This is a genomic window from Methylopila henanensis (assembly GCF_042681025.1).
In the GTDB taxonomy this organism is placed as follows: Bacteria; Pseudomonadota; Alphaproteobacteria; order Rhizobiales; family Methylopilaceae; genus Methylopila; species Methylopila henanensis.
In genome coordinates, this window is sequence record NZ_JBHUER010000001.1 from 464,339 (window position 1) to 478,194 (window position 13,856).

The window sequence follows — 13,856 nt, forward strand, 5'->3', positions numbered from 1 at the left end:
CATGCCCCGCCTGTCGGCGAATCCGGACGTCATTCGCCCTTGTCGGCCGGCTTGAGCCGTGACAGCGCCGCGAACGGCGAGGTCGCGTCGCCGGCCCCCGCGTCGAGCGCGAACGCCGCGCCGGGTTTGCGGGGATAGGGATCGAGCCCGAGCACGAAGAACTCGGCCACGACGGCGCCGAGATCGATCTTGCCGTTGACGTAAGGATCCGGCGGATCGCTGGCGCCGATCTCGACCTCTTCGCCGGGATGCGGCTGCGGCAGATGGGATTCCGGCGCGAAGCGCAGGTCGATGGGTTCGTCGACCGTGGTTTCGAACGGCTCGAGCGTGACGACGCAGACGCGGGTGAGCGCCGCCGTGAGGCGGCCGTCGACCGCGACGCCGTCGGCCGCCACGGGCCGCAGCCTGAGATGCGCGACAAGTCGCTCGATCGAAGGAATGTCGTTCTCGGCCGCGAGCGCCGCGCGCTCCTCCTCGGTCGCGACCACTTCGACCTCGAGGCCCTCGGGCGGCAGGGTCTCGACCTTGATCGGGCGGGACAACGGATTCGCGCTCATGCGGTCTCCTCCACCTCGGGAAAAGCAGGGCCGGCGGCGAGCAGGTCCGCAAGCGGCTGGGTCGAAAGCGCCGCGTCCGCGCGCCGGACATAGGCCGCGAACCGTTCCGCCTCCGCCCGGTCCGCCGCCGCCGGCTCGCCATAGACATGACGCGCGAGAGCGGCGCCAAGGGCGTCGTCGTCGCGATCGAGCGCCGCCTCATAGGCCTCGATGCGGGCGTAGAACGCGCCGACCATCGTCTTCATCCGCTTCGGCACCGTCATGTCGCCGACGCCGATCTCGCGCAGCGAGGCGTCCAGGTCGCGAACCATCGCGTCGAACACAAGCTGGGCGCGGCCCGCTGCGTCCGGCGACGCCTTCACGCGGCGGAAGAACAACACGGCGTGAAGAAGGATGACTTCGAATCGTCCGACGACGGTGTCGGGCGCGCCCAGGTCGCGATAAAGCGCCGGACGGCGCGCCTGCGCCACGATCACGGCGTAGATCGCGTCCGCCGCCGCCGCGTCCGGCCGCGCGCGCCGCCCGAACAGACCGAAAGCCATCGTGGTCCCGACCGTCGCGGCCACGCTGGCCGCTCGTACATGTTGAACTGAACTCTCCCGCGAGGTACGCCAAGCACGGTGTAGGCGCAACCCTCGGCGAGGGACCGCCCGCCGCGGGGGCCGGCGCCCTCTGTCGTGTTGCGTTCCGGGGAGGGTTTCTCAATGACCACGCCGCATCGGGTTCGCGGACCGATCCGCAGCGCAGCCGTCGCGTTCGCCGTCACGGGAGCGGCCCTGACGGTCGCCTCCTGCGCGGAGACGCAGCAGAAGGGCTACGTGCTCTCGGAGAGCTCGCTGCAGCAGGTGCCGGTCGGCTCGAGCCAGGAGCAGGTGCTCGTCGTGCTCGGAACGCCTTCGACGACGGCGACGCTGAGGGGCGAGGTCTACTACTACATCTCGCAGACCACCCGGCGTCCCGTGGCCTTCATGAACCCGACGGTCACCGACCAGCGCGTGCTCGCGGTCTATTTCGACCAGAACCGCCGCGTCGAGCGAATCGCCAATTACGGCCTCAAGGACGGTCGCGTGTTCGACTTCATCGGCGAGGTCACGCCGACCGCAGGCCAGGAGACGAACTTCCTCGAGCAGGCGCTCAAGGGCATCCTGTCCACCGAGTGACGACGTCTTCCCCATCGTTTAGCGCCATGCTTCACAGGAGCCGCCCCATGCGCCTGCGGGCCGCTGTCCTCGCCAGCCTCGCCATCGCCGGTCTGTGGTCCCCCGGCGCCGTCGCCGCGCCCGGCGACAAGCAGTTCGTCGGCATCGAGAACCACGATCCGCGCTCGTTCCAGCGCGCCCTGCGCGCGGGCTCCGATTTCGTGCGCGGCGGCCGGGGACGCCAGTTCCAGATCATCCTCTCCGGCCGCGGCGCGATTCTCGTGATCCCCGGCACCTCGACGGTCCAGCGCGACATGCAGACGCTGCGCGCTCCGGGCCTCAAGGTCGTCGCCTGCCGCGAGACCATGGACGCTCTGTCACGCGCCAACCGGCGCCGGGTTCCGGTGATTCCGGGGGCGACGGTCGAGAAGTGCGAAGGGCTGCGCAACCGGCTGACCGTCGGAGGCTGGCAGTACGCGCCCGGCCTCTGAGGGCAGTGGACTCAAGATCGCCCGCCCCTGCCCGCGCGGGGCCTCCGGCCCTATGATCGCGCTCAGGGCGCGAGGCCCGACCGTCAGGCTCCAACATGACGCTTCATCTGCAAAAGCTCTGCGTCGGCTGCGACTCGGTCGAGGACCTCACGTCGTGGATCGACGAGCGCATGGCGGAAAAACGCCGGCGCGGCCTGCCCGAGGAGCATGTCCACACGACGCGGATGTCGCCGAAGCGCGTCGAAGAACTGCTCGACGGCGGTTCGCTTTACTGGATCATCAAGGGCGCGATTCTGGTGCGGCAGCCGCTGCTCGACCTGCGCGCGGTCAAGGGCGCGGACGGCGTCCCGCGCTGCGAACTCGTGCTTGCGCACGAACTCGTCCCGGTGCGGCCCGCGCCGCGTCGCCCGTTCCAGGGCTGGCGCTACCTCGCGGCCGCCGACGCGCCGCGCGACCTCGATGACGCCGTGGCCGCCGCGCCGGGCCTTCCGGCCTCGCTCGCGCAGGAACTCAGGAGCCTCGGTCTGCTATAAGCGAGCGAACGTTCCGCGACCGGGCCCGGCTCCATGAACTCGCTTTACGACCTCTCGAACCTGATCGCGATCGGCTACTTCCTGCTGGTCTGGTTCGGCCATTTCGCCTGGTCGGAGCACTCGCCCGCGAGCCTCAACTCGGTGATGGAGCTGCGCCGCCGCGACTGGATGCGACGCATGGCGGCGCGCGAGAACCGGATGCCCGACGCCATCGCGATGCAGGGCCTCCAGAACGGCTCCGCCTTCTTCGCCTCGACCACGCTGATCGCCGTCGGCGGCTGCTTCGCGGCGCTCGGCGCCAGCGGAGAGGCGATCGAGGTGTTTTCCTATCTGCCGCTCGGCATCGCCATGACTCGCGAGGTCTACGACGTGAAGGTGCTGGGGATGGCGGCCATCCTCGTCTACGCCTTCTTCAAGTTCGTCTGGTCTTATCGGCTGTTCAACTACTGCTCGATCCTGGTCGTCTGCACGCCGCCCCGGGAGGAAATCGGCATGGTCGAGACGGCGGTCGCGATCGAGCGCGCGGCGCGGATGAACATCGAGGCCGGCCGCCACTTCAACCGCGGCCTGCGCGGCGTGTTCTTCTCGCTAGCCTATCTCGGATGGTTCGCGAGCCCGTGGGCGCTGATGGCGACGACCACCGTCGTCACCATCATCCTGCACCGCCGCCAGTTCGACTCGAAACCGCTCGAGGCGGCGAGCTACGACGGCTGACCTTCCGCCGGCGCGCCAGCCTTCAGCAGCTTGTAGGTCACGCTGTCCACCAGCGCCTGGAACGAGGCGTCGATGATGTTCGGCGACACGCCGACCGTGGTCCAGACCTCGCCGTCGCCGTCGGTCGATTCGACCAGAACCCGCGTCACCGCCTCCGTGCCGCCGTTCAGGATGCGGACCTTGTAGTCCGTCAGCTTGAGGTCGGAGATGTAGGGCTGGTACCGGCCGAGGTCCTTGCGCAGCGCGACGTCGAGCGCGTTGACGGGGCCGATGCCTTCCGCCGCGGTCATCAACGGATCTCCGTCGACCATCGCCTTCACCACCGCTTCCGACACCGTCACCCGCTCGCCGAAGGCGTTGTGGCGGCGCTCGACCATCACGCGGAAGCTTTCGACCGAGAAGAAGTCGGGGACCCTTCCGAGCGCCCGCTTGGCGAGCAGGGCGAAGGACGCCTCGGCGCCCTCGTAGGAATAGCCGAGCGCCTCGCGCTCCTTGACCGTCGCCAGCAGGAGATCGAGCCGCGGGTCGGCCTTGTCGACCTCGACTCCGACGCGCGCGAGCTCCGCCAGCAGATTGGACTTGCCGCCCTGGTCCGAGACCAGCAGGCGGCGGCGGTTGCCGACGCTTTCAGGCGCCACATGCTCGTAGGTACGGGGGTCCTTCAGGATCGCGGAGGCGTGGATGCCCGCCTTCGTCGCGAAGGCGTTGGCGCCGACATAGGGCGCATAGCGGTTCGACGGCCGGTTCACCAGCTCGTCGAAGGCGCGCGAGAGCTGCGACAGCGACGCCAGGCCCTCGTCGGACACCCCGATTTCGAACCGCTCGGCGAAATCGGGCTTCAGCTTCAGCGTCGGGATCAGGGTGACGAGGTTGGCGTTGCCGCAGCGCTCGCCGAGCCCGTTCAGCGTGCCCTGGATCTGGCGCACGCCGGCGCTGACAGCGGCCAGAGAGTTGGCGACCGCGAGCCCCATGTCGTCATGGGCGTGGATGCCGAGATGATCGCCCGGCGCCGCATGGATCGCCTCCCGCACGATCGCCGCGACTTCGTCCGGGAGGGTGCCGCCGTTGGTGTCGCACAGCACTACCCAGCGCGCCCCAGCCTCCCGCGCGGTGTGGACGCAGGCGAGCGCGTACGCCGGGTTCGCCTTGAACCCGTCGAAGAAGTGCTCGCAGTCGATCATCGCTTCCTTGCCGGCGGCGACGGCGGCGCGGACGGTGTCGCGGATCTGCTCGAGATTCTGGTCGAGCGTGACGCCGAGCGCGTGGACGACATGAAAGTCCGAGGTCTTGGCGACGAAGCAGCAGGCCGCGGCCCTGGCCTGCAGCACCCCTTGCAGGCCGGGATCGTTCTCCGCCGAACGGCCGGTCCGCTTCGTCATGCCGAAGGCGGTGAAGACCGCGCGCTCGGTGCGGGACGCCGAGAAGAACTCGGTGTCCACGGGATTCGCGCCGGGAAAGCCGCCCTCCACGTAGTCCACGCCCAAGCGGTCGAGCAGGCGCGCGACCATGATCTTGTCCTGCAGCGTGAAATCGACGCCCGCCGTCTGCGCCCCGTCGCGCAGGGTGGTGTCGAACAGGTAGAGCCGCTCGCGCGCGCTCACCGCGCCACCTCCCAGGTGGTGCCTCCGGCGCCGTCCCTGAGGGTGACGCCGGCGGCGAGCAGCTCGTCGCGGATCCGGTCGGCCTCGGCGAAATCCTTCTCGCGGCGCGCGGCGAGGCGCGCGTCGATCAGGCGCTCGATCTCCTCGACCGGCAACCCGGCCTGCGGCGCGCGCTCGGATTTCCAGGCCTCGTAAACGTCAGGCCGGAAGCCGAGGAACGCCAATGTGCCGGCGAGCGCCTTGCGCCCGCCTTCCGCGCGCAGGCGGTGGATCTCGGCGATCATCCGCGGCGTGTTGAGGTCGTCGGCCAAGGCCTCCACCACGCCGGGCGCCGGGCGCGCTTCGGCGTCACTCGCCGCGGCGTCGAACCAGGCGCCGAGCGTCTTCTCCGCCTCCTGGAGCCCCTTGAGGGTCCAGTTGATCGGCTGCCGGTAGTGCGCCGAAAGCATGGCGAGACGCGCCACGTCGCCCGGCCAGTCCGCCAGCACCTCGCGGATGGTGACGAAGTTGCCGAGCGACTTCGACATCTTCTCGCCCTCGACCTGCAGGAAGCCGTTGTGCATCCACACGTTGGCCATGCGCTCCTGTCCGAAGCAGCAGGTCGACTGCGCGATCTCGTTCTCGTGGTGCGGGAAGATCAGATCGATGCCGCCGCCGTGGATGTCGAACACCTCGCCGAGCAGCGCGGCCGACATCGCCGAGCACTCGAGATGCCATCCCGGACGCCCCTTCCCCCACGGACTGTCCCATGCCGGTTCGCCCTCCTTCGAGGGCTTCCACAGCACGAAATCCATCGGGCCCTTCTTGTAGGACGCGACCTCGACGCGGGCGCCGGCCTCCATCTCGTCGAGCGAGCGGCGCGCCAGCTTTCCGTAGGCCGGCATGGAAGCGACGTCGAACAGCACGTGCCCGTCCGCCTCATAGGCGTGGCCGCGCGCGATCAGCCGCTCGACCAGCTTGACCATGTCGAGATCGTCGCCGCCGCGGCAGATGAACTCCGTCGCGCGCGGCTCGACGCTCGGCCTGAGCGCGCCGAGCTCCGCCACGTCCTGATGGAATCCCTTCGCGGTCTCCTCGGTCAGCTGGCGGATGGTGATCCCGCGTTCGGCCGCCCGCGCGTTGATCTTGTCGTCGACGTCCGTGATGTTGCGGACGTAAGTGACGTGCTCCGCGCCGTAGACGTGGCGAAGCAGCCGGAACAGCAGATCGAAGACGATGACGGGGCGCGCGTTGCCGATGTGCGCACGGTCATAGACAGTCGGGCCGCAGACATACATGCGGACCGACCGCGGATCGATCGGCGTGAAGACGTCTTTCGACCGGGTGAGCGAATTGTACAGCCTGAGCGCAGTCACGCCCCATCCTCCTCGTCGGCCGGAGGCGCCGCTGTTCTCTTGACGACAAAGAAAAACCGCCGCGCTCAGCCTGTCGCTTAAGCGCAGATAATGACGATCCGGTTGATGCGGGGCGTCGCGATCTTCATGGCGCGGGACAATGGTTGAGCGGATGTTCTGCGTCAAGCGATCGCGGCGGACGCCCGGCCGCGGCGTCCCTTACGCAGACGGCTGCGAATCGCGCGCCTCGGCCGTCACGGCGCGCAGGGCGTCCTCCGCGGCGAGGAACGCCTGGACCTCCGGCGCGGGCGGCGGGCTTTCCGCCACGACCCCGACCTCAGCCATCAGTTCCCGGATCGGCACGAAGCGGCGGGCGGCGCGGTCGTAGAGCGCGGCTCGCACCAGCGCGATGGCCGCCACGGCGTCGCCCTCGCCCAGAAAGCGGTGCTCGATCACGAGATGCGTCTCGGTCCACGACGCGATCGCGGTGCGAAGCCGGAAGCGCGCGAACGGCCGCAGCTCACGGCGGAACCGGATCTCGCCCGCGCTCACCACCGGCGTCCAGCGATGCGCGAGCACCGCGCGCCAGAGCCCCGACCGCAGGATCATGTCCGTGCGCCCAAGGTCCATCAGGGTCCAGTACCGCCCGTTGTTCATGTGCGCGGACAGGTCGAGGTCGTGCGGCCAGACCCGGAAGGCGAGATTCGAGACGTCGAGCGGCGGCGTCAGCTTTGGCCGGAACCGGAACGTCACGATCAGCCACAGTAGGCGCAGCCAGAGATTCATGGGCGGATAGAACTTTCGGCGATGCGGTGGTCGAGGCGCAGCCTGGGAACGAACAAGCGGCGCCCTTGGTAACACAGGCGGCGGCCTGTCGCGCGCATGCGCCTGCCGCAGCGCGGCATAAGAGTTTCTTGAGATTGAAGCGGTTTCATTACGAAGATTTAAGCCGCCGATCGCTGGCGCAATCAGGGCGCCAAAGCTACCTTCCATCCTGCGCAAAGCAACATTCGAACGTTGCTCCCAGCGTGAAAGTCTTAGGAAACCCTTAGGAGGCTACAATGGCCATCTGGACCGCCCCGATCGTCGAAGAGACCCCCGTCGGCCTCGAAGTGACGTCGTACTCCCCGGCTGAGCTCTGAGCCCAGTCGAATGGTTTTCGGGTTCGACGATCGTTTCGTAGGCTGACGCCATGACGTTGCGGATCGTCGTTCTCGGCTCCGCCGCCGGCGGCGGCTTTCCCCAGTGGAATTGCCGCTGTCCGGTGTGCGCGCTGGCGTGGGACCGTGACCCCCGGGTCAAGTCCCGCACTCAGTCCTCGATCGCGATCGAGACCGGCGACGACCGTTGGACGCTGTTCAACGCCTCGCCCGATCTTCGCTCGCAGATTCTCGCGACCCCGCAGGTTCAGCCCAGGGGCTTGCGCGACAGCCCGATCCGGTCGGTCGTGCTGACCAATGGCGACGTCGACCATGTCGACGGTCTGATCACGCTGCGCGAACGCTCGCCGCTCACGATCTACGCCACCTCAGAGATTTCCGCGATCATCGACGCCAATCCGGTCTACGGCGTGCTCGCCAAGGATGTGGTGGCGCGCCGGACGGTCGATCTCGGCGCGACGTTCCAAATCGACGACACGACGATCGAGTTCTTCGGCGTGCCCGGCAAAGTGCCGCTCTACATGGAGACCGAGAGCCTGAAGATCGGCGACGTCGGCGGCGACACGGTCGGCGTGGACGTGCGCAGAGGGGGATCGCGGCTGGTCTACATTCCCGGATGCGCGGTGGTGAACGACGAGGTTCGCGCCCGGGTCGAAGGCGCCGACGCGTTGCTTTTCGACGGCACGGTGTTCGACGACGACGAGATGCAGCGCGCTGGCGTCGGCGTGAAGACGGGCCGGCGCATGGGCCATGTCCCGCTGTCGGGCGCAGGCGGCTCGTTGGAAGAATTCAAGGGTGTGAATGTGGGCCGGAAGATCTACATTCACATCAACAATACCAACCCCATCCTGATCGAGGGCTCGCCCCAGCGGCAGGCCGTCGAGGCCGCCGGATGGGAGGTTTCGGAAGACGGGCTGGAGGTCGCGCTGGGCGACTTCGCCGGGGCGCTTCAGGCCCATGGCGACCGCGGATCAACCGCGGCGTAACGATCTGCGGAGGACTGTCGGAATGCCCGAGCTGCTTTCGCCTGCCGAACTTGAGGCGCGTCTCCGCGACGTCGGCGCCCGGCGGTACCACAGCCTTCATCCGTTCCAGATCCGCCTGCAGTCCGGCCAGTGCTCGCGCACCGAGGTCGAGGCCTGGGCGCTGAACCGCTATCTCTACCAGGCCTGCATTCCGCAGAAGGACGCGCACATCCTCGCCCGGATGGAGAGCGCCGCCGACCGCCGCGAATGGCGCCAGCGCATCATCGACCATGACGGCGAACGCGAGGGCGAGGGCGGCATCGCCAAGTGGCTGAAGCTCACCGACGACCTCGGCCTCGATCGCGAGACGGTGGTCTCCGGCCGGCTCGCTTTGCCCGCCACCAAGTTCGCGGTGACGTCCTACATCTCGTTCTGCCGCGACCGTCCGCTGCTGGAGGCGATCGCCTCGTCGCTCACCGAGCTGTTCTCGCCTTCGGTGATCAAGGTCCGCTCCGAGGGCATGCTCGCCCATTACGACTACGTCACCCCGGAGACGCTGGCCTACTTCAACAAGCGTCCGGTGCAAGCCAAGCGCGACAGCGACTTCGCGCTCGCCTACGTCATCGAGCACGCGAAGACGCGCGAAGCTCAGGATGCGGCGATCGCGGCGCTCGAATTCAAGTGCTCGATGCTGTGGACGATGCTCGACGCGCTCGAGCACGGCTACATCTACGCGAAGCCTTGGCCGGACGCGTTCCAGGCCCAGGACGGCGCGTCGCGACAGGCCGCGGAATGACCGAGGTCTCTTCGGAGGCGGTGCCGAAACTGCCGCGCGGCGTGCGTCTTCGCCGCGATGAAGTGCGCAACGAATGGCTCCTGCTCGCGCCGGAGCGCGTCCTCAAGCCGGACGCGATCGCGGTCGCGGTGCTGGAGCGCTGCGACGGAGTGAAGACGGTGGCGGAGATCGTCGATGATCTCGCCACCGCTTATGCGGCTCCGCGCGAGACGATCGAGACCGACGTCAAGGCGATGCTCGCGGATCTCGCGAACAAGCGCGTGCTTGATCTGGGCTGAGGCGGCGTCCGCCTCGCAGCCCAAACGGCGGACGGGCTTCCGGGCCCGCTCGCGGGAGAAGCGTCCATGAACGACATGACCGTTCCGAACCCGGCTTCGGCGACCCGCGTGGCGCCGCCGGCTCCGCTTGGCATGCTGGCCGAGCTGACGCACCGCTGTCCCCTCTCCTGCCCCTACTGCTCGAATCCGGTGGATCTCGAGAAGCGTTCGGTCGAGCTCGACACCGAGACCTGGAAGCGGGTGTTCTCGGAAGCCGCCGCCATGGGCGTGCTGCATCTCCACCTTTCCGGCGGCGAGCCCACCGCGCGCAAGGACATCGTCGAGCTCACCGCACATGCGGTGAAGGTCGGGCTCTACACCAACCTCATCACCTCGGGCATCGGCGTCACGCGCGAGAAGCTGCAGGAGCTGGCGGACGCTGGGCTGGATCACGTCCAGCTCTCGATCCAGGACGCGCTGCCCGACAACGCCGACCGCATCGCGGGCCTGAAAGGCGCGCATGAGAAGAAGCGCGTTCTCGCCGGCCACGTGCTGGAGCTCGGCCTGCCGCTCACGATCAACGCCGTGATCCACCGCGCCAACATCGAGAACATCGAGGCGCTGGTGCACATGGCGCTGGAGTTCGGCGCGCGCCGTGTCGAGATCGCGCATTCGCAGTACTACGGCTGGGCGCTCGAGAACCGGAACATGCTCATGCCGACGCGCGAGCAGGTGATGAAGGCGGCCGACACGGTCGAGCGGCTGCGCGAGGAGCTTCAGGGCAAGCTCGTCATCGACGCCGTGGTGCCGGACTATTACGCCCGCCGCCCCAAGCCCTGCGTCGGCGGGTGGGGCAAGCAATCCCTCAACGTCACGCCGCAGGGCAAAGTGCTGCCGTGCCACGCAGCCGAAACGATTCCCCATCTCGTGTTCGACTACGTCACCGAAAAGAGCCTGTCGGAGATCTGGGAGCATGGCTCCGCCTTCGAGGCCTATCGCGGCACGAGCTGGATGAAGGAGCCCTGCACCTCCTGCCCGCGCAAGGAGATCGACTTCGGCGGCTGCCGCTGCCAAGCGCTCGCGATCACCGGCGATCCGGCCAACGCCGACCCCGCCTGCTCGCTCTCGCCGCACCACGCCAAGATCACCTCCCTGGCGCTGAAGGCGGCGGATTCCGGCAAGTCCGACTACGTCTACCGCAGCTTCGGAGGGGCGAAGGGCGGGCCGCGCGTGGAGATCACCCGTTCGAACTCCTCGGGCGCGAACCTCGCGCCGAACTGAGCGGGCCGGGCGGCCAATGTGAGGCCGCATCCTCACTTCCGTCTCATTCCGGCGGCCCTGTGCGCAGCGGCCTCGAAGAGGTATGTACGGGTCGGGGCCGGCGCCGCAGACGGCGTCGAATCGCCTGAAAGGATGCGGATGAGGTCGAGGATCGTCGCAATCGCAGCCGTCGCGCTCGCGCTGACGGCGGCGACCGGGGACGCGCTGGCGCAGCAGGGCTCCGATCAGTGTCTGCGGCTCGAGGCGCAGCTCGCTTCGCTCGACCGCGGCGGCGCGCGCCGCGCAGACCCCCGCCAGATCGAGCGCGACGCCAACCGGCAGCAGTACGAACTCGACCGGACCAAGGCTTATGCGCGCGGCCTCGGCTGCGGCCGTGGCTTCCTGTTTTCGTCGCCGCCGCCGGAATGCGCGGACGTGCAGCGCCGCATCAAGCAGATGGAGGTCAACCTCGACCGCCTGATGTCGCAGGCCCAGCAGGCGTCGCAGAGCGGCGGCGACCCCCGCCGGCGCGAACTGCTGTTCGCCCTCGCCCGCAACCAGTGCGGGCCGCAGTACCGCTTGGTCGAACGCCGGGTCGAGCGCCCGCAGGAGCGCAAGGGCTTCTTCGAGATGCTGTTCGGCGGCGGGAACGCGCCGGCGCAGGAGGAGACCATCGTCGAGCCGGAGATGGACCCGCAGTCGACGCCGCGGGTGTCGACCTTCCGTACGGTCTGCGTCCGCACCTGCGACGGATTCTTCTTCCCGATCTCGTTCCAGACCACCCGGAACGCCTTCGAACGCGACGAGGGCATCTGCGAGGCGACCTGCCCGGGCGCAGAGGCGCGGCTCTACGCCTATCCCAATCCCGGCGGGCAGATGGAGCAGGCGACGAGCGTCGACGGCGAACCTTACGCCAAGCTCCAGAACGCGTTCCGCTACCGCAAGGAGTTCGTCGCGGGCTGCTCGTGCAAACCGGAAGGCATGAGTTGGGCCGAGGCGCTCGCGGGCGTCGAGGACAAGACCGTCAAGAAGGGCGACATCGTCGTCGACGAACAGAAGGCGCTCGAAATGTCGCGGCCGGGCTCCGCGCCGGGGCAGTCGACACGCCCCAACCCGCAGGCGCGCGCGCAGCGCCCGGCGTCTGAGCAGGCTCCGGCCGACGCGCCCTTCGCCACGGAATCGCGGCCGGCGGCGCCCCGCACGCGCAACGACGTCATCATCACCGACGACGCGCCGATCACCCGCGGCGGCGACGTGCAGCGTCGTCCGCTCGACGGTCCGGCCGTGGAGCGGGCCCCGTCCGGCCTGCCGGAGGATTGATCCGCTTGGCGGTTCCGGCGCCGCGGCCCTTGACGCCGCCGCCCTCCCCGCGTTGATTGCGCGCGCCGGAGAAGAGCGATGACCGCCGTCACCTTGATCGACAACTACGACAGCTTCACCTGGAACGTCGTGCACGCGATCGGCGCGCTCGGCGCGACCGTCACCGTGCACCGGAACGACAAGGTGAGCGTGGACGAGGTTCTGGCCGAGGGTCCGGACGCGATCGTGATCTCACCCGGCCCCTGCACGCCGCGCGAGGCCGGCGTCTCCTGCGAGCTGATCGCGCGCGCCGCCGCGACGACGCCGATCTTCGGCGTCTGCCTCGGCCATCAGGCGATCGGCGAGGTGTTCGGCGGGATCGTGGAGCGCGCGCCGGTTCCGGTCCATGGCAAGCTCGCGCGGATCAACCACGCCGGCCGCGGCGTGTTCCGCGGCGTCAACGGCCCGCTGCGCGCGACCCGCTATCACTCGCTGGTGGTGCGGCGGGACGGCCTGCCGGACGTGCTCGAGGTGACGGCCGAAACCGACGACGGCCTGATCATGGGGCTGTCGCACCGCGAGCTGCCGATCCACGGCGTCCAGTTCCACCCCGAGAGCATCGCGTCCGAGCACGGGGCGACCCTGTTCGGCAACTTCCTGGAATCCGCGCGCGTCTGGAACGCCTCCCGCCGCGACCCCGCGCGCCTCGCAGGCTGACGGGCGGCGCGCAGTGGAGAACTTCAAGGCGGTCATCGCCCATGTCGCCGAGGGATGTCCGCTGTCGCGCGGCGAGGCCGAGGCGGCGTTCGACCACATCATGTCCGGCGAGGCGACGCCGGCGCAGATCGGCGCCTTTCTGATGGCGCTCAGGCTGCGCGGCGAAACCGTCGACGAGATCGCCGGCGCGGTCGCCGTCATGCGCGCGAAGATGACGCCGGTGATCGCCCCCGCGGACGCCGTCGACGTCGTCGGCACCGGCGGCGACGGAGCGGGCTCGGTCAACGTCTCCACCTGCACGGCCTTCGTGGTCGCGGGCTGCGGCGTGGCCGTCGCCAAGCACGGCAACCGCGCGCTGTCGTCGAAGTCGGGCTCCGCCGACGTGCTGCGCGCGCTCGGCGTCAATGTCGACGCCTCGCCCGAGGTGATCGGCGCCTGCGTCGCGGAGGCCGGCATCGGCTTCATGTTCGCGCCGAACCATCACGCCGCCATGCGCCATGTGGGCCCCGCCCGCGCGGAGCTCGGCGTACGCACGATCTTCAACCTGCTCGGCCCGCTCTCGAACCCGGCCGGCGTCCGTCGCCAGATGGTGGGCGTGTTCGCCGAGAAATGGGTCGAGCCGATCGCCGAGGCCCTCAAGACGCTCGGCGCGGAGAAGGCCTGGATCGTGCACGGCTCGGACGGGCTCGACGAAATCACCACCGCAGGCGTCACGAAGGTCGCGGCGCTGGAGGACGGCCACGTCACGACGTTCGAGATCACGCCCGAGGACGCCGGACTGCCGCGCCATCCCTCCGACGCGCTGAAGGGCGGCGACGCGGCCGCGAACGCCGTCGCGCTGCGCGCCGTGCTCGATGGAGCGAAGAACGCCTATCGCGACGTCGCGATCCTGAACGCGGCGGCGACGCTGATCGTGGCCGGGCGGGCGAAGACGCTCGCGGAAGGCGCGGCGCTCGCCGCCAGCGCGCTCGACACCGGGGCCGCCTATTCCAGGCTCGACGCGCTGGTGCGCGTGTCGAACGCGGGCTGACCC

17 protein-coding genes are annotated in these 13,856 nt (G+C 69.1%); 12 read left to right on the top strand and 5 right to left on the bottom strand.

The window, feature by feature from the left end; genetic code table 11:
* Positions 1 to 29: 29 nt before the first annotated feature.
* On the bottom strand, positions 30 to 557 hold the full coding sequence (locus tag ACFSCV_RS02275; protein WP_378796578.1) for a YceD family protein: 528 nt from the start codon (positions 555 to 557) through the stop codon (positions 30 to 32).
* The gene (locus ACFSCV_RS02280) at positions 554 to 1,123 is read right to left on the bottom strand and encodes a ubiquinol-cytochrome C chaperone family protein (RefSeq protein ID WP_378796580.1); all 570 of its coding nucleotides are present in this window, start codon (positions 1,121 to 1,123) and stop codon (positions 554 to 556) included. Before ACFSCV_RS02280 ends, ACFSCV_RS02275 begins: the two co-directional genes overlap by 4 nt.
* A 138-nt stretch (positions 1,124 to 1,261) precedes the next feature.
* Here ACFSCV_RS02280 and ACFSCV_RS02285 point away from each other — a divergent pair, with 138 nt between their 5' ends.
* The 4 genes from ACFSCV_RS02285 (at position 1,262) to ACFSCV_RS02300 (ending at position 3,434) form a co-directional block, all read left to right on the top strand.
* Positions 1,262 to 1,717, top strand: a complete 456-nt coding sequence (locus tag ACFSCV_RS02285) for an outer membrane protein assembly factor BamE (RefSeq protein ID WP_378796582.1) — start codon at positions 1,262 to 1,264, stop codon at positions 1,715 to 1,717.
* A gap of 47 nt (positions 1,718 to 1,764) precedes the next feature.
* Positions 1,765 to 2,187, top strand: coding sequence for a hypothetical protein (locus ACFSCV_RS02290; protein ID WP_378796584.1), 423 nt, complete (start codon positions 1,765 to 1,767; stop codon positions 2,185 to 2,187).
* Between the two features lie 95 nt (positions 2,188 to 2,282).
* Positions 2,283 to 2,720 carry a DUF1489 family protein gene (locus ACFSCV_RS02295; RefSeq protein ID WP_378796586.1) on the top strand — a complete coding sequence of 146 codons (438 nt, stop codon included), beginning with the start codon at positions 2,283 to 2,285 and terminating at the stop codon, positions 2,718 to 2,720.
* A gap of 33 nt (positions 2,721 to 2,753) precedes the next feature.
* Positions 2,754 to 3,434, top strand: a complete 681-nt coding sequence (locus ACFSCV_RS02300) for a DUF599 domain-containing protein (protein WP_378796587.1) — start codon at positions 2,754 to 2,756, stop codon at positions 3,432 to 3,434.
* Here the strand turns inward: ACFSCV_RS02300 and cimA are convergent.
* The 3 genes from cimA to ACFSCV_RS02315 form a co-directional block, all read right to left on the bottom strand.
* A complete protein-coding gene (gene cimA / locus ACFSCV_RS02305; RefSeq protein WP_378796589.1) occupies positions 3,422 to 5,035 on the bottom strand; it encodes a citramalate synthase in 1,614 nt (537 codons plus the stop codon). The two genes, ACFSCV_RS02300 and cimA, sit on opposite strands and share 13 nt — an antisense overlap.
* On the bottom strand, positions 5,032 to 6,390 hold the full coding sequence (gene cysS / locus ACFSCV_RS02310; RefSeq protein WP_378796591.1) for a cysteine--tRNA ligase: 1,359 nt from the start codon (positions 6,388 to 6,390) through the stop codon (positions 5,032 to 5,034). Before cysS ends, cimA begins: the two co-directional genes overlap by 4 nt.
* Positions 6,391 to 6,588: 198 nt before the next feature.
* Positions 6,589 to 7,155: a thioesterase family protein gene (locus ACFSCV_RS02315; protein WP_378796593.1), complete on the bottom strand. Its 567-nt coding sequence runs from the start codon at positions 7,153 to 7,155 to the stop codon at positions 6,589 to 6,591.
* A gap of 275 nt (positions 7,156 to 7,430) precedes the next feature.
* Here ACFSCV_RS02315 and pqqA point away from each other — a divergent pair, with 275 nt between their 5' ends.
* The 8 genes from pqqA (at position 7,431) to trpD (ending at position 13,853) form a co-directional block, all read left to right on the top strand.
* Complete coding sequence (gene pqqA, locus ACFSCV_RS02320; protein ID WP_128776471.1) at positions 7,431 to 7,511, top strand: pyrroloquinoline quinone precursor peptide PqqA; 81 nt, start codon at positions 7,431 to 7,433, stop codon at positions 7,509 to 7,511.
* Positions 7,512 to 7,567: 56 nt separating this feature from the next.
* Positions 7,568 to 8,515 carry a pyrroloquinoline quinone biosynthesis protein PqqB gene (gene pqqB / locus ACFSCV_RS02325; protein ID WP_378796749.1) on the top strand — a complete coding sequence of 316 codons (948 nt, stop codon included), beginning with the start codon at positions 7,568 to 7,570 and terminating at the stop codon, positions 8,513 to 8,515.
* Between the two features lie 22 nt (positions 8,516 to 8,537).
* A complete protein-coding gene (pqqC, locus tag ACFSCV_RS02330; protein ID WP_378796595.1) occupies positions 8,538 to 9,290 on the top strand; it encodes a pyrroloquinoline-quinone synthase PqqC in 753 nt (250 codons plus the stop codon).
* Positions 9,287 to 9,568 (top strand): pyrroloquinoline quinone biosynthesis peptide chaperone PqqD, encoded by a 282-nt coding sequence (gene pqqD / locus ACFSCV_RS02335; RefSeq protein ID WP_378796597.1) that lies wholly within the window; start codon positions 9,287 to 9,289, stop codon positions 9,566 to 9,568. The genes pqqC and pqqD overlap by 4 nt, the downstream gene beginning before the upstream one ends.
* Positions 9,569 to 9,643: 75 nt before the next feature.
* Positions 9,644 to 10,828, top strand: coding sequence for a pyrroloquinoline quinone biosynthesis protein PqqE (pqqE, locus tag ACFSCV_RS02340; protein ID WP_378796751.1), 1,185 nt, complete (start codon positions 9,644 to 9,646; stop codon positions 10,826 to 10,828).
* Positions 10,829 to 10,966: 138 nt separating this feature from the next.
* Positions 10,967 to 12,127 (top strand): DUF2865 domain-containing protein, encoded by a 1,161-nt coding sequence (locus tag ACFSCV_RS02345; protein ID WP_378796599.1) that lies wholly within the window; start codon positions 10,967 to 10,969, stop codon positions 12,125 to 12,127.
* 78 nt (positions 12,128 to 12,205) lie between these two features.
* Positions 12,206 to 12,823: an anthranilate synthase component II gene (locus ACFSCV_RS02350; RefSeq protein ID WP_378796601.1), complete on the top strand. Its 618-nt coding sequence runs from the start codon at positions 12,206 to 12,208 to the stop codon at positions 12,821 to 12,823.
* A gap of 13 nt (positions 12,824 to 12,836) precedes the next feature.
* The gene (gene trpD, locus ACFSCV_RS02355; protein ID WP_378796603.1) at positions 12,837 to 13,853 is read left to right on the top strand and encodes an anthranilate phosphoribosyltransferase; all 1,017 of its coding nucleotides are present in this window, start codon (positions 12,837 to 12,839) and stop codon (positions 13,851 to 13,853) included.
* Positions 13,854 to 13,856: the final 3 nt, after the last annotated feature.